At 46.9% G+C, this 17,162-nt stretch carries 16 protein-coding genes; 7 read left to right on the forward strand and 9 right to left on the reverse strand.

What is annotated here, in order from left to right; translation table 11 throughout:
• The first annotated feature begins 107 nt into the window (after nt 1-107).
• Nucleotides 108-1,121, forward strand: a complete 1,014-nt coding sequence (locus tag P2W83_RS14075) for an MBL fold metallo-hydrolase (protein WP_276134387.1) — start codon at nt 108-110, stop codon at nt 1,119-1,121.
• 12 nt (nt 1,122-1,133) lie between these two features.
• On the opposite strand, the gene P2W83_RS14080 is transcribed toward P2W83_RS14075, so the two are convergent.
• The 5 genes from P2W83_RS14080 to P2W83_RS14100 all read right to left on the reverse strand — a co-directional run bounded on the left by P2W83_RS14080 (nt 1,134) and on the right by P2W83_RS14100 (nt 6,174).
• Nucleotides 1,134-1,970: a CvfB family protein gene (locus tag P2W83_RS14080; RefSeq protein WP_276134388.1), complete on the reverse strand. Its 837-nt coding sequence runs from the start codon at nt 1,968-1,970 to the stop codon at nt 1,134-1,136.
• A gap of 5 nt (nt 1,971-1,975) precedes the next feature.
• On the reverse strand, nt 1,976-2,410 hold the full coding sequence (locus tag P2W83_RS14085) for a cupin domain-containing protein (RefSeq protein ID WP_276134389.1): 435 nt from the start codon (nt 2,408-2,410) through the stop codon (nt 1,976-1,978).
• Between the two features lie 322 nt (nt 2,411-2,732).
• A complete protein-coding gene (locus tag P2W83_RS14090; RefSeq protein ID WP_276134390.1) occupies nt 2,733-3,743 on the reverse strand; it encodes a Gfo/Idh/MocA family protein in 1,011 nt (336 codons plus the stop codon).
• Nucleotides 3,744-3,771: 28 nt separating this feature from the next.
• Nucleotides 3,772-5,676, reverse strand: coding sequence for a RecQ family ATP-dependent DNA helicase (locus P2W83_RS14095; RefSeq protein ID WP_276134391.1), 1,905 nt, complete (start codon nt 5,674-5,676; stop codon nt 3,772-3,774).
• 6 nt (nt 5,677-5,682) lie between these two features.
• A complete protein-coding gene (locus P2W83_RS14100) occupies nt 5,683-6,174 on the reverse strand; it encodes a hypothetical protein (RefSeq protein ID WP_276134392.1) in 492 nt (163 codons plus the stop codon).
• 76 nt (nt 6,175-6,250) lie between these two features.
• Here P2W83_RS14100 and P2W83_RS14105 point away from each other — a divergent pair, with 76 nt between their 5' ends.
• The 3 genes from P2W83_RS14105 (at nt 6,251) to P2W83_RS14115 (ending at nt 8,694) form a co-directional block, all read left to right on the forward strand.
• A complete protein-coding gene (locus P2W83_RS14105; RefSeq protein WP_276134393.1) occupies nt 6,251-7,318 on the forward strand; it encodes a branched-chain amino acid aminotransferase in 1,068 nt (355 codons plus the stop codon).
• Nucleotides 7,319-7,473: 155 nt separating this feature from the next.
• Nucleotides 7,474-8,100: an alpha/beta hydrolase gene (locus P2W83_RS14110; protein ID WP_276134394.1), complete on the forward strand. Its 627-nt coding sequence runs from the start codon at nt 7,474-7,476 to the stop codon at nt 8,098-8,100.
• Between the two features lie 84 nt (nt 8,101-8,184).
• Nucleotides 8,185-8,694 carry a thioredoxin family protein gene (locus tag P2W83_RS14115; protein WP_276134395.1) on the forward strand — a complete coding sequence of 170 codons (510 nt, stop codon included), beginning with the start codon at nt 8,185-8,187 and terminating at the stop codon, nt 8,692-8,694.
• 56 nt (nt 8,695-8,750) lie between these two features.
• Here P2W83_RS14115 and P2W83_RS14120 read toward each other — a convergent pair whose 3' ends face one another.
• Nucleotides 8,751-9,815, reverse strand: coding sequence for a LamG-like jellyroll fold domain-containing protein (locus tag P2W83_RS14120; protein ID WP_276134396.1), 1,065 nt, complete (start codon nt 9,813-9,815; stop codon nt 8,751-8,753).
• Between the two features lie 269 nt (nt 9,816-10,084).
• Entirely contained in the window at nt 10,085-10,711 is a 627-nt protein-coding gene (locus P2W83_RS14125) for a hypothetical protein (RefSeq protein ID WP_276134397.1), read from the reverse strand.
• Between the two features lie 122 nt (nt 10,712-10,833).
• Here P2W83_RS14125 and P2W83_RS14130 point away from each other — a divergent pair, with 122 nt between their 5' ends.
• On the forward strand, nt 10,834-12,321 hold the full coding sequence (locus P2W83_RS14130) for a pyruvate kinase (protein ID WP_276134398.1): 1,488 nt from the start codon (nt 10,834-10,836) through the stop codon (nt 12,319-12,321).
• A 47-nt stretch (nt 12,322-12,368) separates the two neighbouring features.
• Here the strand turns inward: P2W83_RS14130 and P2W83_RS14135 are convergent, their stop codons facing one another.
• The gene (locus tag P2W83_RS14135; protein ID WP_276134399.1) at nt 12,369-12,698 is read right to left on the reverse strand and encodes a hypothetical protein; all 330 of its coding nucleotides are present in this window, start codon (nt 12,696-12,698) and stop codon (nt 12,369-12,371) included.
• 396 nt (nt 12,699-13,094) lie between these two features.
• Between P2W83_RS14135 and P2W83_RS14140 the strand changes: the two genes are divergently transcribed.
• Nucleotides 13,095-13,922: a hypothetical protein gene (locus P2W83_RS14140; RefSeq protein WP_276134400.1), complete on the forward strand. Its 828-nt coding sequence runs from the start codon at nt 13,095-13,097 to the stop codon at nt 13,920-13,922.
• Between the two features lie 14 nt (nt 13,923-13,936).
• On the forward strand, nt 13,937-14,962 hold the full coding sequence (locus tag P2W83_RS14145) for a S41 family peptidase (protein ID WP_276134401.1): 1,026 nt from the start codon (nt 13,937-13,939) through the stop codon (nt 14,960-14,962).
• 5 nt (nt 14,963-14,967) lie between these two features.
• On the opposite strand, the gene P2W83_RS14150 is transcribed toward P2W83_RS14145, so the two are convergent.
• Complete coding sequence (locus P2W83_RS14150) at nt 14,968-17,046, reverse strand: alpha-ketoacid dehydrogenase subunit alpha/beta (protein WP_276134402.1); 2,079 nt, start codon at nt 17,044-17,046, stop codon at nt 14,968-14,970.
• Nucleotides 17,047-17,162 lie beyond the last annotated feature (116 nt).

A 17,162-nucleotide genomic window follows, 5' to 3' on the forward strand; every position in this document is an offset into this window, starting at 1 on the left:
AATTCTTCCGTACAGCTGGCATGTTTTTATAACCTGGTACCACACAACTGCAGGCGGTAGAAAAATGATGCGCGTGCGAGGAATTTTTTATTGAAAATCATCTTTTTATGAAAGAACAGTTGGCCCACAAGGATACACACTCGCTCTATTTCGAGGTGGCCCCGCATGTCTGGGGAACAAAGGACATATTCGTGAACATGTACATGGTGCAAAATCCTGAGGACAGCTCATGGGTATTGATCGACGCGGGACTTAAGTCTTCGGCGCCTAAGATCAAAAAAATGGCTGCAGAACTGTTTGGAGCTAATAGCAGGCCCAATGCCATATTATTGACTCATGGACATTTCGACCATGTTGGATCGTTGAAAAAACTGGCCGACGAATGGGATGTGCCGGTGTATGTGCACTACCTGGAACTGCCTTACCTGAGCGGCAGATCGTCTTACCCGCCACCTGACCCGAAAGTGGGCGGTGGATTGATGTCACAAATATCGTGGATGTACCCGAAAAAGCCGATCAATGTAGAAAGCAGGCTTCATATACTACCACCTGACGGCCGGGTGCCCTTCCTGCCGGGTTGGGTATATATTAATACACCAGGACATGCACCGGGACATGTAAGTTATTTCCGCCAACGTGATAAAGTACTGATAGCTGGGGATGCTATTGTAACAACCAATGCCGAATCTGTTATGTCGGTAATGCTGCAAAAGAAAAAGCTTTCTGGTCCGCCAAAATATTTTACGTACGACTGGAATGCTGCGCGCATTTCTGTAAAGAACCTTTCGGAACTGGAACCGGCAATTGTGGCAAGCGGTCATGGCCAACCGCTGAGTGGTGACCAAATGCGCATTGATCTGACCAACCTTGCCGTTCATTTTAATGAGCTGGCAATACCGGAAAAAGGCCGTTACGTCGACGATCCTGCGGTGGCCGATGCCAGCGGTTTCAAATACATTCCGCCTAAACCAAGGGATAATATTATTGCCTACCTGGCAATAGGGCTGGGATTGATAGTGGCTGCCGGAGTGTACTTGCTGGCCTCTAAACACAAAAAGCCAAAAAGCTTCTGGAAAAGATTGCGTGATGAATATTTGCCTAAAAAATTAAGGGATGCATAAGCATCCCTTTTTTTATTCTTCCAATAGCTTGATACCTGTTTGGGTCAGCTCTATTTGCTTTTGTTTATATAGGGCACCAATGGTCATTTTAAATGTTTTCTTGCTCATTCCGAAGAAGTCGTAGATGTCTTCGGGGTCAGACTTGTCGTGGTAGGGTAGGTAGCCATCATTTTCTTTCAACAGGCGCAGTATTTTCTCCGCTTCGCCTTCTACCCTGCTATAGCCGCGCTCGCCTAAGGATACATCTATCTTGTTATCTTCTCTTATTGTCTTGATAAACCCTTTCTCTTTATCACCTATCTCAAGATCCCGAAAGACTTCGTTGTAATGTAATACGCCAAGGTGTTTATTGTTGATGATGACCTTATATCCTATGTCCGTTTTTTGATACACGAGCAGCTCCACCGAGTCATTTTCCTTAACCGTAAGATCATGGTTGCTTAGAAAACGTGAAATGCGTGCAGTAGCCGCAATACGGCCCGTTTGTTCATCTAAATACAGCCTTACCAGGTGGTATTGGCCAGGCTGCATGCGCAGCTCCTGTTGCGACAATGGTACGAAAAGGTCCTTCATCAGGCCCCAGTCAAGAAAAGCGCCGTGCTTGGAAGTGTCCACAACCTCCATCATGGCTATCTCATCTACTATAGCCTTCGGTTTTTGAGTAGTGGCAATGATCCGGTTCTCCGAATCATGATAAAGAAATACCTCTATTTCATCTCCGTCTTTGACACCTTTGGGCACGAATCTCTTCGGCAACAGTATCTCTTCACCTTCACCGCCGTCGAGGTAAACGCCAAAATCAAGTTGTTTTATAACCCTCAGGTTATTAAACCTGCCAATTTCTGCCATATCTTTTAATGAAGTGGCGAAGGTATGTCTTTATTATTATTGTTTTCCCGGGTCATGGTCAGCAGGCAAACCGATTCCTGCTTGGCTTTTATCCGGAATGGAATGTGTTCGTGCAATACGACCATTTGCCCCCGGCTTAGCTCCACGGTATCACTTCCTGCAGAAAAGGCGATGTCGCCATCCAGCATTTGCAAGGTCATTACACCAGTCCCCTCAACGGTAGCAGGTGTTGTTTCGGTGCCGGCATGTAGCGCCATCAATACGATCGTAAGTTGATCGGTTTTGAAAACGGTTATCGCGTTGCGATCATTTTTTTGCCACGATTCCTCCAACATCAACTGCTGTGTATAGGCATGCAAGTCGATAGGCACCATTGGCGCATCTATTGGACGTTCGCCCCAGGGACGATTTATCGTTGAGTCGTTATGCTTTACTTCCATAAAACCGTTTTACTGAACTATTCATATAAATATTGTTCCATTTCTGGTTCAGTATTAAAAAAGCATTAATTATCCAATTGTTAACGGTATTAACAATTGTTTAAAAACCGCAAATTATCTTTGAGCCCGGTTTGGTGAACGACACCTAGGAATATAAGCCGATAAGAAAGAGTGTATTGTTTACAAAATCAAATGCTTCGCATGACCCCAACAAAGCTTGAAAGAGATTCAGCCTTAAAGAGCTTCTTTAAGACACTATTTCTCAGGATACTCAGGAGTATTTTTGAAACGAAAGACGAAGGCGCGGTAACACAATAGGTGGTTACACTTTTGTTGCTCCTTTATACATCTGCTCTATCATACGCACCACTTCACAGCCTTCGGCTGCGCTGGTCATTACAGCATGGCCGTAGTGAAGTACATCTACAACATTCTGCACTACTTTATCGTGGTTGCTCATTGAGCCTTGGTATAAGCCGTAATTATTGGCCTTTGCGCTTATATTGATCTCTGGCAATTTCGCCGATTCCAGTTTCTGGTATTCTATCGTATTCAAGTACTGCCCACCAATTTTCACTGTACCTTTTTCCGCAAAAATGGTGATCGAACCTTCCATATTAGTTTCATACGAGCAGGTAGTAAAGTTGAAATTGATGATCGTACCGTTCTGTCCCCTCAACACAAAGCTGCCCGTGTCTTCCACTTCGGTATTATGCTGGTGCGCAAAATTGTGTATCCAACCTTCCACCGTCTCCACCTTGCCATTCAGGTAGTAAAGAATGTCAACAAAATGACTGAATTGCGTAAACAGGCAACCGCCGTCTTTGTCCTTTTTCCCGCGCCAGTCGCTCTCTGAATAATAGGCATCGCTACGGTTCCAGAAGCAGTTTACCTGCAACATGTATATCTCGCCTAATTGTTTTTCGACGATGAGCTTTTTAACGGCCTGCACCGGCGGGTTGTAACGATTCTGTTTTACTGCAAAGATTGTTTTGCCTGTCTTTTCGGCTGCGGCTATCATACGCTCACATTCAGGTACGCTGATGGCCATTGGCTTTTCTACTACAGTATGCAAACCAGCTTCAAGGCCTTGTATGGTATGACGCTCATGCAGGTAATTAGGTGTGCAAACGCACAACACATCGGCCTGTACCGACGACAGCATTTCTTCAAGATTCGAATAAAAGGGAAGGCCTTCTGCCAAAGCTTCTTTGCTTGCATCTATATCGCATACTGCCACCAGCTCCGTTGACGGATTTTGCCGGATATGTTCTGCATGCCGCCTGCCTATATTACCAAAACCAACTATCGAGAATCGTATCTTTTCAGTCATGTTGCCTCAAATGTATAAAACGGCGGCGCTATTTCGCTATGTACACCGACCCGTTAGCGCTCATTTTCAATTCGCCCTGGTCTACCAGCTCCCTTATCAACGCGGTTACTTCAGTTCTTATTGCAGCAGGGAAACTATCGGGTAACTGCTGCAGCGTAATGATATCGGGTTGAGCAGCCAGTTGCAAAATGCGCGCTTTTATTTCTTTAGTATTAACGGTCTGTTTCTTTTGTTGCTTCACCCGGCAGTTGTCACAATGCCCGCAATCATGATTGCTATACTCACCAAAGTAAGCCAGCACCATGCGCGTTCTGCACGCAGTTGCGGCTTCCAGGTAGGCGATCATGGCATCTAACCTCGTTTGATGCTGCCTCCTTAACATAGCTATTCGCTGTATATTGATGATGAGATGCTGGCTGTCTACACGGTAATGATGGAAGAACAACTGGGGACCATCTTTGGGTTTGTTATACTCCAGCAAGCCATTTTTGTGCAGTTGCAGCAACAAGGCGTCAGTCTCTTCTTGTCTTCTTCTTACCTGTTTTGCTATCGCACCAATCCTGATGGCCGTAGGGTAGAGGAATATAGTTCCATACAATCGCAGCAGGGCAGTGGTGATCATGGCGGCCTCAGGATATCTCATCATAACCTGGTCCAGCTCTTCGCGTGTGCAAGTAAATTGTATGGTTGCGGGGCTAAACACTGCGTCGCTCATGGTCCACAAACCTTCCTGCTCCAACAATTTTAGAGCATACGACGCAGCAGTGGCCTCCAGCTTGAAGTATTTACAAAACTCTGCGAGATCGAAATCAAAATACCGGTCAGGTTGTGTACCTATAGGTATCTGCAAGTATTCTACCACCGACTGGTAAACCTGTCTCAGGTAATCTTCTTTAGGGAAACGTAGTTCAATACTTTCTTTCAGGTTGGCAATACCTGGCTTATTACTCAGTAGCAGAGAATACGAAGGTTTGCCATCCCTGCCTGCGCGACCGGACTCCTGGTAATATGCTTCAAGATGCTCTGGTATATCATAATGTATCACCGAGCGCACGTCCGGTTTATCGATACCCATACCAAAGGCGGTAGTAGCCACTATCACCCGCGATTCGTTTTCCATCCACGCGCGCTGGGCTTCATCACGCTTGTCCTTCGGCATGCCGGCATGGTAGGCAGTAGCAGCTACATTATGTTGGATAAGAAACTTTGCCAATACCTCCGTTGCTTTGCGGCTCCTGCAGTAAACAATGCTGCAACCTTGCTGCTCCCGCAAAAACTGCAGCACATCATTATTCCGACTCTCCGAATACCTAACCTCGTAAAAAATATTCCTCCGCTCAAAGCTTTGTGTAAAAACAGCAGGCGATGGCAATTGCAATTGCCTGGCAATATCCTGTTGTACCTCTGGCGTGGCAGATGCCGTTAATGCCAGCACGGGTACTTTAAACAGTTTTCTAAGGGCAGCGATCTTCAGATAATCAGGCCTGAAATCATGTCCCCACTGAGAGATGCAGTGCGCTTCGTCTACCGCAATAAAGCTAATATTGAACGATGGCAGATATTCCCTAAAAAGCTCCGTCTGCAATCGTTCCGGCGAAACGTACAGCAGCTTATATGGACCATGCAGCATGTTCTCCAGCACACGCTTCACGTCCACATAATACATACCGGCATGGATGCACTCCGCGAGAATGCCGCGTTTCTTCAGCTGTTCAACCTGGTCTTTCATCAGCGATATCAGCGGCGATATCACCAGGCAAAAGCCGTCGTGCATAAGCGCAGGCACCTGGTAGCAAACGGATTTTCCGGCACCTGTTGGCAAAAGGGCCAATGTGTCGCGTTGACTGAGTATAGATTCAATGATGTCGCCCTGCAGCGGCCTGAAGCCGTTGTAACCCCAATATTGTTTGAGTATTTGTTCTGCTGAGGGCAAGCGCGGTTAGTTTGTGGCGTTGTCGACAAAAACAGGTTTCAGGCCATTCAGCCAAAGCTGTTTTTTTGCTTCGGGTTGTTTTTCCAAGTCCTGCAGCGACGGGCCTGCTATCCAAATCGTATCATTGAAACGTGTAGGTGCAAACAGGTGGAATAGGGCAGAGATACCCAGTTGCTGCGGGTGAACGCCAAGAAGTACTACGTATTTTGGCTTGAGGGCATCGCGCAGCTGGTGCCAGGCGATAGCCTTCCCTTCCTCTACCTGTATGGTATTGTAATCGGTCTCTGTCAGCTTGCAGGCCTGCATCATTTTAGTTAGTTGCATCTCTGCGGCGCCACCTGCAGCATAGGCCGCGCACAAAACCAGGGTTTTCGCGACTTCGTTCACGGTTGCCGGCAGCTTCAATTCACTCCAGAGATCGTTGTATTCCTGGCTGATTATTTTGGATTCTATGATATTCGGAAAATCGGTCATAACTGGGCTGTGCCTGCATTCCATTGATTTGCAGGGCTTAGGGATTTTTCGTTTCTTTGCACGAAATTAATCAATTTAGCGTCCCTTTTAATTATAAGACATGAGCGTTTCCGTTATGGATATAACCGTGCACAAAGTAGAAAAAAGTCGCATAAATCAGCTGGATCCGTCCAATATTCAATTTGGTAAGCTGTATGCTGACCACATGCTGGTTGCCCACTACGAAAATGGCGAATGGCTGCCTGCTGAGATTGTTCCTTTCGGGGACCTCAGCCTGAGCCCTGCTACTACCTTCATGCACTATGGCCAAGCCATTTTCGAAGGCGTAAAGGCTTATAAAGATGCTGAAGGTAATGCTACTATCTTCCGTCCTTACGACAATTGGAGGCGTTTTAACCGTTCTGCGGTACGTATGGCTATGCCTGAAATACCTGAAGAACTGTTTGTAGAAGGTATGCGTCAGCTGGTTGATCTTGACCGCAACTGGATACCTACAGGTGAGAATACTTCGCTGTACCTGCGTCCGTTCATGATCGCTACAGACGAATTCATTGGCGTAAAACCTGCTGAGAAATTCACTTTCCTCATCATAACCAGCCCTGCCGGTCCTTACTACTCTAAGCCGGTATCTATCTACATACAGGATCGTTACGTGCGCGCCTTCCCTGGCGGTATTGGTTTTACCAAAGCGGCGGGTAACTATGGTGCCAGCATGTATCCTACACAGGAGATCAGGAAAATGGGCTACGACCAGATACTGTGGACAGATGGCCTGCACCATAAATATGTACAGGAGATCGGTACCATGAACGTATTCTTCGTAATTGGCGACAAAGTGATCACTCCTGAAACCAGCGAGACCATCCTGGAAGGTGTAACCCGCGACAGCGCCATCAAAGTAATGCGCGAAAAAGGCATCACTGTTGAAGAGCGTCCGCTGAGCATCGACGAAATAGTAGAAGCATACAAGAACGGCCAGCTGCGCGAAGCATTTGGTACCGGTACTGCTGCCTCTATCTCTAACATAGCGGAGCTGACTTACCACGACCTAAAAATGCAGCTGCCTCCTGTAGAAACATGGGAAGTTGCCAACTGGCTGAAACAAGAACTGAACGACATCCGTTACGGCCGCAAAGAAGATACACACGGCTGGAACCTGCACGTTTAATATCATTCCACATAAATAAAAAGAGCCTGTATAACTACAGGCTCTTTTTTATTTATGCAGTTTGGGGGATGGGCATACAAGTTGAACAGGGTATTAGTAAATTTAGTCACCACCACTGGGTGATCTGTTCGTGCACACTCTTAAAATGCTTGATTATGGCCACCTCTTTAAGAACGTCGAAAACCATCCTGTTCCTTTTTGCGCTACTGTTCGTACACCTATCTTCATTCGCACAGCGGTACGTCTTTTACCTGCATGGCACTATTGTAGAAGGTACAACAACAGACCCCATCAGCGAGAGCTATGGCAGGTACGAATATGCAAACATCATCAAGGCGCTGAAACAATATGGCTATGTGGTGATCAGCGAACGACGCGCGGCAAATACCATTGTCGAATCGTATGCACTTAAAGTTGCAAGCCAGATAGACAGCCTGAAGAAGACGGGCGTGAAAAGTGACAACATCACCGTGATTGGCGCATCGAAGGGAGCGGGCATAGCTATGCGTGCTTCCGGCTTCGCTAAGGATAAAAAAGTGAAGTATGTTTTGATGGCCGGTTGTAATGATGAAGACGCCGGTCGCTACGATCTTTATGGACAAATTCTTTCCATCTACGAAAAGTCCGATCCTTTTGCCGGATCGTGTAACGCAATAAAGAAACGTTCGCCAGGCGTCAGCAAATACAAGGAGATAGAGTTAACTACCGGTAAAAAACACGGTTTTATCTACACCCCGATCTCCGAATGGCTCATCCCCGCGGTCAACTGGATAGAGAAGTAATTGTTAAAGTGTTGAGTGAAACCGTTCTGTGAGCATTTACAGCATTCTTTTTTGTAATTTTATTGGCTTATACGCAATACAACAATGAAAAATTTTCGACGCGCGCTACTAGCCCTTGCCATCACGACATTTGTAGGTTCGCAGGCTATTGCCCAGGAGGTTAAAAATGGACTGACCTGGTATAATGATGTGCAGCAGGCGCAGGCTATATCTGAAAAAACACATAAGCCAATCTTTGGCTTCTTTACCGGCAGCGATTGGTGTGGCTGGTGCAAAAAGCTGCAAGCCGCTGTATTTGCAAAGCCTGAGTTCCAAACCTGGGCAAAAAACAATGTTGTGCTGTTAGAACTGGATTTTCCGCGCCGCACACAGCTGCCCGAGAAAATTGCGCAGCAAAATGCTGAATTGCAAAACGTTTTCCAGGTAGGTGGTTATCCAACTGTTTGGATATTCAACCTCGATAAAGACAAAAAAACACAGAAGTTCAATATCTCAGCGCTTGGCAAACTCGGCTATCCATCAGCCCAGCCGGGACAAGAGGCTACAGTTTTTCTCGCGACTGCCAACGATATCCTGAAGAATAAAAACAAATAAATAAAAAGCCCGGCTCAAACCGGGCTTTTTTATTGATCATACTTACCTTCTGTTTTTTATCTGCGGATGAGCATCTTATAGGTCTTGCTTTCCACACCGGCTGTCACTTTTACTATATAAACACCATCAGCCACAACTGGCAACTCTATATGTTCGTTTATAGCATTTTGTACTGGAGCGACGACCTTTCTGTAAACAAGTTGTCCAACCGTGTTATACACATCAATGGCGGCAGTGGGGGAAGTAAGGATGCCATGTACGGAAAAATTGCCTGAGTTCGGATTGGGCGCTATCGCTACTGATATGTTCTGTTCAATACCGATAACACTAGCTGTAGTATCTGTCCCACCGTCACCCACTGGGTTGCAATAGTTGGCGATCTCGCTGGCAGTGAGTACGCGGTTATAAATGCGCAGATCATCCATCACGCCCTTGAACCAATATGGGTATTGAGAAGCATTGCCAAAAATATTAGCACCTATGGAAAGACCGTCTGTGCTCGTTCCAATAGGTACTGGTACCTGGGGCGGCGCTATCACGCGCAGGTCGCCGTTTACATAGATCCTGAATGCTGTACCATCAAAAGTGCCTATTACGCAATACCACTGGTTGGTGTGCACAGTAGGCGAGTCTGCCCAGCTGTAGTGATAAGGATAGTTGGAGGGTCCTCCACCGCAGGTGAATACATACCTGTTCGTATCAAAAGTAGTGCACGAGCTGTCAAATACATTTTCAGTTAGACTAAGAAAATAGGAACCTGGATACCCGTGATCAACTCCGCGGGCCATTATCATACTGATCTGGCATGTGTTGGTGTAAAAACCTTCGGGTTTAAGCACGGCACAAAAAGTATAATTGGTCAGGTTCAGATCAGGCTGATATGGTATGGTGATATAACTGTTCGAAGCGCCCGCAAATCTAATTGCCGTATTAGACACACCAGACTTTCCGGCGGTTGCAGTTACATTATTCATTGTGCCGTTATGGCCTTTACCTGTATTGTCACTAGCGTTTCCTGAGAATGGCCAATGCGCCACCAAGCCAAATGTTGATTGCCCGAACATAGCAACAGGCGCGAAAAAGATCGCGACAAACAAGATGGAACGTATAGATAGTTTCATAGGATTATTTTGAGGCAAAATAGAAAATTATTCTTGATATACTAATCAGGATTATATGAAACGATGGTTTCATTCAGCGAAAGTCCATTTTCATCCATTGGCGCATAGTACCTGTAAAGGTGTACGGTACAATTTTAGTTACCAGCTTACTGCCGCAATTGGGAATGGCGGCAGATTTTTGTTAAAAGCATAAACCATTGAGCCTATGGAGCATGCAGAAAGTCTTTCACTGTCCACCCTGGCAACCGAACTGGAGCAGTTCCTTCCGGTCAAGAAGGAGGCTGTTGAACAGTACAATTAAACGTGCGTTCGAATTCCCAATCAGAAATATACATCTCCTTCGAGCCGGGTATTAGTAGCAAATTGCTGTCTATTTCATGTGAAAGAGAGTAGATAACAGGCTCATCTAGCCAATAATATTTTTTAGCGAAAACGGATCGTACGCGAAATTGATGATCGAAATGCACCCAAAGCATTGGATAAGCATAAAATTCTACAGGTCGGGTATACTCCAGGGTAAAGCCACTCTCATTCAGATCATTTCTATAGCCCTCGCAGCAAAAAGCCGTATCTGCAAATATTCGCTCCAGCTTCCTACAGATGTTCTTCGCCTCACCCGGTTTAACATCATAATAACCTCGTGCGGGATTTCTACAAGACATCATATGCATTTGATGGGCTATCTCATAGTTGTATGGCGGGCCAAGTAATGCCAGAACTTCCTCAAGTTTCATCCCCAGGTTTACCTTTTTGATCCGGTCGGCTGACACACCCGGAGCAACATCACTACACGTTATCAACGGCAACGCTAAGACAATGTTCAGCATCAGCAACAACGCTGCTAACGATAAATTCAGCCACAGCAATACCCGGCCTGCTTTAATTACTACAGACATGAAACCATTAACGGTAGGTTGAACGCTTTAGTATGGCTAGCGGACCAATGCAGGTACAGTTTTATTGCTAATAGACTGCCACCGATACACCGATTCTTCAGATATCTAAAGCATTGCAGCCCATGGACAAACTGAATACTCTTTCACCATCCGCCCTGGTAACCGAACTGGAGCGGTTCCTTAGGGTCATGGATGAGGCTGTTGAGCAACAGGTGCATGCTATCGAGAATATACACCCCGACCAGCAGATCAGCGCGCGAAACCTGCTTCAATATCTTAAACTGAGAAGTGAAGACATCCGTCCGCTGCAAGACAGGTTGCATTTGCTTGGCTTGTCGTCGCTCAACAGCAGCGAGTCGCATATACGCGCGCAGGTGGAAGCCATTTTGCAAATGCTGGGCAAAGAAATTCAAAATGAAGAGCTATCGCCCTGCAACTACCACGTAGCGCGCAACCTGCTGTATAACCGTAGCATCCAATTATTTGGTACTAAGGATGTGGAGGCTATTCCCTATATCATGATCACCTTCGACGCGCGTTTTGCAGATGACGTAAAGCTGGTAACCAAACTCCTGGAAAGAGGAATGAACATCGCACGCATCAACTGCGCCCACGACAATCGCGAAACCTGGATGAAAATGATCAATACTACCAGGACCGCGTGCCGGAAAACGGGTTTAGCCTGCAAAATATACATGGACCTCGCAGGTCCAAAGATCCGTACAGTGATACGTAATACTGGCAAAGCCGTTACCAAAAAGAAAAAGCGTATTAAACTATACGAAGGCCAAAAAATACTGTTTGCTGAACCCGAAGCTTTTTTTGACCCCGCTATGGCAGTAATTGGTTGCGACGAAACCGGGGTAACGCAACGGCTGAAACCCGGCGACAGGGTGCTGTACGACGATGGGGTAGTGGAGATGCAGGTTGTTGACAACACACTACCGCGGAGTGCTTTGCTACAGGTAGTACGCATATCGGCAAAAAAGCGCAGGCTGAGGGAAAAGAAGGGTATCAACTTTCCTGATACGATGCTGGATCTGCCCGCCTTAACAGAATACGACCGTTCAGTGCTCCCCTTTGTTTGTGCCAATGCCGATCTTATAGGTTATTCATTTGTCAGGAAGGCGGCTGACGTCCAAGAATTGCAACAGGTCATATCAGCCTTTAACAAACGCCCCTGCATCATTGTGAAAATAGAAACCTCCGAAGCAGTAGAACGTTTTCCTTCTATACTGCTGCAGGCGATGACCGAGGAAGTATATGGCGTGATGATAGCCCGCGGCGACCTGGCAGTGGAAATTGGCTTTGAGCAACTGAGCGAAGTGCAGGAAGAACTGGTGTGGGTGAGCGAGGCTGGACATGCGCCGCTGATCTGGGCCACGCAGGTACTCGATAGCCTCAACAAACGCGGCATTGCTACTCGTGCTGAAGTGACCGATGCTTACTACGCCGCCATATCAGAATGTGTAATGGTGAACAAAGGCCGCAACATCCTTAAAGTAATAGACTCTCTCCGCGACATATTAAAACGCAGCCGAGGCCACCGTATCAAAAAGCGCTACACCTGTGGGGTAATGGATATTGCAACCAGGTATTTTGGAGATTGACCAACTCTTATTTGAGAAACAGAACCACGTTGATCCGGGATTCAACACTAAAAACTCGCATCCCAAATACTTTTCAGTACCAGGAACACCAGTGAGCATACGATGACACCGGTGCAACCTGCTCCTATCCAAATGCCTGATCGCGTTGATATTCCCACTCCAAGGACTGCCAGCGAAATTAATAGCAGGTAAATGAGAAAGCCGGTACAGATCGCAAGGAACGCAACCTGTCCATCATATCCCTTGTTAAAGACAAACAAGCTTATCAGGGTGACAACGGTTATCGCCACCATAGCGCCACTGGTTATCAGCGTGCGCTTCAGGTCGGGTTTTGCTATATATCCCACAGATATCCCTATCCCCGCGAGATAAACCATTGTAAAAAGACTAATAAAAACAAGCATATCGTTCGTCTTAACCAGAGTTTATTAAATCAGCAAATGTTTAAGATCCAGTTTTAGCACATAATCCAAGATCCCGTGACAACAATGTCAGTATGACGATAATAGTCATACTATAAAGTTACCACTTACTACACGTTGTTTTATGGCAGAGTGCCAAAGCCATGGCAATCATTGAAATTGCATCACTTCTATGCAAATAGCAACTCTTTTCTTTGCTTCTTTCTCTTGGTTCAGCCAAAAAGAAAGAAGGGATGAAAGGTGCTTCAAAAGGCGAAAAACAAGAGTAAAAGTGAGTCTAAAACACCCCCTAAAACACTAAAACCTTTGCAATTAATTCATTATTATTACGGTTTAAACCAATCCGGAACAATGAGGAGGAGCAAGTGGGGAATCATCCCGCTATTATGTCTGCTGTGCAGCACCGCCACCGCGCAGGATGAAGAAGAAGGCATCCTGTCGTCGATGGGCTTTACCCGTCACCTGATCTTGTCAGCAGGTGGCGCTTATCATGAGGTGCTTGACAAATCGATATCATCTACCCGCTACCAGGGCATTGGATGGGCCGCATCCATCGGTACCATCAAAAAGAACGAGAACCACTGGTCTGAGGTATACCTGCAATATTCACATGCGCCTAAGCTCACCAAAGACCTGCTGGAGCCCACAGATCCACGTATTAGCTCTTACCGCGCCGCATTTGACTACAAGCAGCTGATACGTAAACGCCTCCGCAATGAACGCCTCGACTTCCGCTACGGCGGTATGCTTTCGTCTAATTACAATTGGCGCCACGCCGACCACGTGGCCAATTCTGGTTATGCCCGCGAGTTCAGCATCAATCTTGGTCTGGCTGCGCGCCTGTCCAAAGAAATAGAGCTGGCAGATCACAGGCTGGCGCACCTTTCGTGGGCGGCAGGAGTTCCGCTGGTGGGTTACTATGCACGGCCCGACTACTTGAATAATATAAATAAGATAGACCCGGGAGACAAACCCGGTGCCGACTTTATGGCAAACGGCACCACCAAGTTCATCGGCAAATATTTGCGGGTAAACAGTCGTCTTACATACGACTATACTTTGCACAACGGCAATGCTATTGCATTGGGTTATACCTGGGATTACTACAATATCAATTCAGATGCACCGGTATGGTTTGCAGAACATACGCTGTCGCTCACTTTTATGTTTAACTATTGATGAAGAAAGGATACATGAGAAAGTTGATCTACCTGTTACTGGTTACTGTTACACTCACGTCGTGCGAGAAGCTGATGATGCCGAAGAACGCCAATAAAAAGCCTACCGCGGTATTTGAAGAACTATGGCATGCCATAGACGATGGCTATTCGTTGCTGAACTATAAAAAGATACGCTGGGATTCAGTGTATACTGAATTTAAACCGCTGGTGTACGATTCGATGACGGATCGCCAGTTGTTCGACACCTGTGCTAAAATGCTGGCCCGCCTCGACGATCCGCAGGTGGTGCTTGATGCAGGCTTTACACAAACACATCGCGACGACAGGTACAAATACCCAAGCAACTTCAATAGGGCATTGCTTGATCGTACTTACCTCGCCAACCACGAAAAGACGGGCCCACTCATTCACACCATCATCGACTCGATAGGATATGTCTACTATGGCAGTTTTGATGAAGACGTGACAGAAGCGGATATCGACGGCGTGATCAATCGCTTTAGAGAATCGCAGATCACCAAAGGCACGGTGATAGATATACGTGGCAATAAGGGCGGCAAACTGGAGAATGTATTTACGCTGTTATCCAAGATCGATATACCTGATGAACTACTGAACACCACGACATTGATCTACCAGGTAGCCTATAAGAACGGTCCCAAGCACGACCAGTTCACCAAACTGACCGATACCTGGCTGAAAGAAAGTATGGGCGACAGGTTTTACGGAAAAGTAATAGTACTCACCAATAGAGATAATGCCGGCAATGCCGTGCTATTTTCATCTGGCGCAAGGGCTATTGCAAGCGTAAAAACGATGGGCGATACCACCATGGGTTATGGCGGGCCTACCGCAGGCTATGAGTTGCCTAATGGCTGGAGGGTACACTATCCCAACTCCATACTGCTGACATCGGATGGCAACAGTATGCTGCCAGGGGTAGCACCTACACATCCAAAACAGTTAGATCCCGTAGCGGAATCACAAGGGAAAGACAGCATCCTGGAAGCTGCACTTAAGGAATTGAAAGAAGAGTAGGCAGCTTAGTAATTCAGCAGCCAACCTATCTTTTGAGCAACTTTATCGGCATTGGGCAGCATCTCTGCTTCCAGACCCATATTCATAGGCACAGCAGGCAGGTCAAGTGCACCAATGGTCTGCACAGGTGCATCCAGTTGCTGGAAGCAGTTTTGAGCAATACGACCGGCAAGCGCTTCACAGAATGAATTGCGCAGCTGCTCTTCGGTCAGTACTATAACCTTACCGTGCTTCTTAACAGTGCTGTAAATAAGTTCTTCGTCTAGTGGAAAAATGGTGCGTACGTCGATCACCTCTACCTGTCCAGGGTATTGCTTAGCGGCATTTTTGGCCCAGTATACGCCCATACCATAGGTGATGATACATATCGACTCGCCGTTATCGATAGCCTCCTGGTTGGCTTCTAAAGCCACAGCTCCTTTACCAAACGGCAACACGTAGTCGCGGTCTGGTTCCACCATCTTGGCATCGTCAGTACCTGGCACCTTGCTCCAATACAGGCCTTTGTGCTCCAGCATGATCACAGGGTTTGGATCGAGGAAAGCAGCCTTCATCAGGCCTTTGATATCAGCTGCATTGCTGGGGTAAGCTATCTTGATACCTTTGATAGTAGCTAGGGTACTCTCAACGCTACCGCTATGGTAAGGTCCGCCGCCACCGTAGGCACCAATCGGTACGCGCACGATGCAGGATACCGGGAATTTGCCGCAGCTCAGATAGCAGCTCTTGCTGATCTCTGTTACCAGCTGGTTGATACCGGGGTATATATAATCGGCAAACTGAACTTCAACTATTGGTTTAAGACCCACCGCGCTCATCCCTACGGTTGAACCGATGATATAGGCTTCCTGTATAGCAGTATTGAACACGCGGCTGTCGCCGAACTTGTCAGCCAGCGTCGCCGCCTCGCGGAATACACCGCCAAGCCTGCGGCCTACATCTTGTCCATAGAAGAGAGCTTCGGGATAGTCCTGTAGTATCTCTTCAACGGCGTGCAATGCAGCATCCACCATAACAACTTTATCGCGGCCCTGCGGGGTGCGGGTGCCACGTTCTTCGGTCACAGGGTTGGGAGCAAATACGTGGTCGCTTACAGTAGAAGGATCGGGATCTTTGGCGGCTACCGCAGCTTCAAACTCGCTTTGAACAAAAGCTTTCTCCTGTTCTTCTATTTCGTCGAGCTGAGACTCTGAAATGCCCTTAGACAGTAACAGCTTGCGCAGCTTTGGTCCCGGATCATCGAGGTAGTGTTTATCAAGGTCTTCGTTGGTACGGTACCACTCTTTGCGCACACCAGAGGTATGGTGTCCTAACAGAGGGACCTTGGCATGCACCAGTATAGGCTTGCGCTCTTTACGCACCCAATTTATGGTGTACTCCATGGTCTTGTACGAGTCAGCAAAGTCGCTGCCATTCACACGTACACGCTCCAGGCCCTTAAAGCCAGCTGCATACTCGTATGCATCCATGGTACGAGCTTCATCACTGCTCACAGAGATGCCCCAGTCATTATCCTGCACCAGGTAGATGACAGGTAGTTGGTGTAGCACCGCAAACTGGAAGGCCTCGCTAACCTCGCCTTCAGTAACGCTGCCATCCCCCAATGAGCAAACAACTACCGGTGGAGTGGGATAGTTAATAAGCTTCTGGTCTTCTATGTATTGAATACCTTGAGCAACGCCGGTTGTAGGTACAACCTGCATACCCGTAGCACTGCTCTGGTGTATGATCTTAGGAAAGTTGTCACGCCGGATGTTTGGGTGATTATAGTAAGCACGTCCACCAGTGAAGGGATCGTCACCTTTGGCCAGCAATTGCAACATCAGCTCGTATGGACGATAGCCCATACCAAGCATGATACTCTCATCGCGATAATACGGGCTTACATAATCACAAGGCTGCAACAGAAAGCCGGTAGCCAGTTGGATAGCCTCGTGCCCACGTGATGTACTATGCACGTATTTGCACACCTGGCGGTTAGCGTCGTAAGTATCGGCCATGGCTCTGGCTGTCATCATCAGCCTGTAAGCCTTCAACAAGAGATCTTTTGATAGCATGTTTTGTTCGCTGTAAAGCAGGCGCAAAAGTACATTTTTGCAATCATGCTGCCTACATATATATCAATCTTGATAAGTTTTATGTTGTAGGTTCTTTTGACGTCAAAATCATATCCCGTTGAGAAACACAGACATATTTTATT

The organism is Polluticoccus soli, assembly GCF_029269745.1.
GTDB lineage: Bacteria > Bacteroidota > Bacteroidia > Chitinophagales > Chitinophagaceae > Polluticoccus > Polluticoccus soli.

What these genes read in the sequence shown, in the direction of transcription:
- P2W83_RS14075 (WP_276134387.1), top strand. Translation starts at nt 108, where the DNA reads ATGAAAGAACAGTTGGCCCACAAGGATACACACTCGCTCTATTTCGAG.
- P2W83_RS14080 (WP_276134388.1), bottom strand. Translation starts at nt 1,970, where the DNA reads ATGGCAGAAATTGGCAGGTTTAATAACCTGAGGGTTATAAAACAACTT.
- P2W83_RS14085 (WP_276134389.1), bottom strand. Translation starts at nt 2,410, where the DNA reads ATGGAAGTAAAGCATAACGACTCAACGATAAATCGTCCCTGGGGCGAA.
- P2W83_RS14090 (WP_276134390.1), bottom strand. Translation starts at nt 3,743, where the DNA reads ATGACTGAAAAGATACGATTCTCGATAGTTGGTTTTGGTAATATAGGC.
- P2W83_RS14100 (WP_276134392.1), bottom strand. Translation starts at nt 6,174, where the DNA reads ATGGAATGCAGGCACAGCCCAGTTATGACCGATTTTCCGAATATCATA.
- P2W83_RS14105 (WP_276134393.1), top strand. Translation starts at nt 6,251, where the DNA reads ATGAGCGTTTCCGTTATGGATATAACCGTGCACAAAGTAGAAAAAAGT.
- P2W83_RS14110 (WP_276134394.1), top strand. Translation starts at nt 7,474, where the DNA reads ATGGCCACCTCTTTAAGAACGTCGAAAACCATCCTGTTCCTTTTTGCG.
- P2W83_RS14115 (WP_276134395.1), top strand. Translation starts at nt 8,185, where the DNA reads ATGAAAAATTTTCGACGCGCGCTACTAGCCCTTGCCATCACGACATTT.
- P2W83_RS14120 (WP_276134396.1), bottom strand. Translation starts at nt 9,815, where the DNA reads ATGAAACTATCTATACGTTCCATCTTGTTTGTCGCGATCTTTTTCGCG.
- P2W83_RS14125 (WP_276134397.1), bottom strand. Translation starts at nt 10,711, where the DNA reads ATGTCTGTAGTAATTAAAGCAGGCCGGGTATTGCTGTGGCTGAATTTA.
- P2W83_RS14130 (WP_276134398.1), top strand. Translation starts at nt 10,834, where the DNA reads ATGGACAAACTGAATACTCTTTCACCATCCGCCCTGGTAACCGAACTG.
- P2W83_RS14135 (WP_276134399.1), bottom strand. Translation starts at nt 12,698, where the DNA reads ATGGTTTATCTCGCGGGGATAGGGATATCTGTGGGATATATAGCAAAA.
- P2W83_RS14140 (WP_276134400.1), top strand. Translation starts at nt 13,095, where the DNA reads ATGAGGAGGAGCAAGTGGGGAATCATCCCGCTATTATGTCTGCTGTGC.
- P2W83_RS14145 (WP_276134401.1), top strand. Translation starts at nt 13,937, where the DNA reads ATGAGAAAGTTGATCTACCTGTTACTGGTTACTGTTACACTCACGTCG.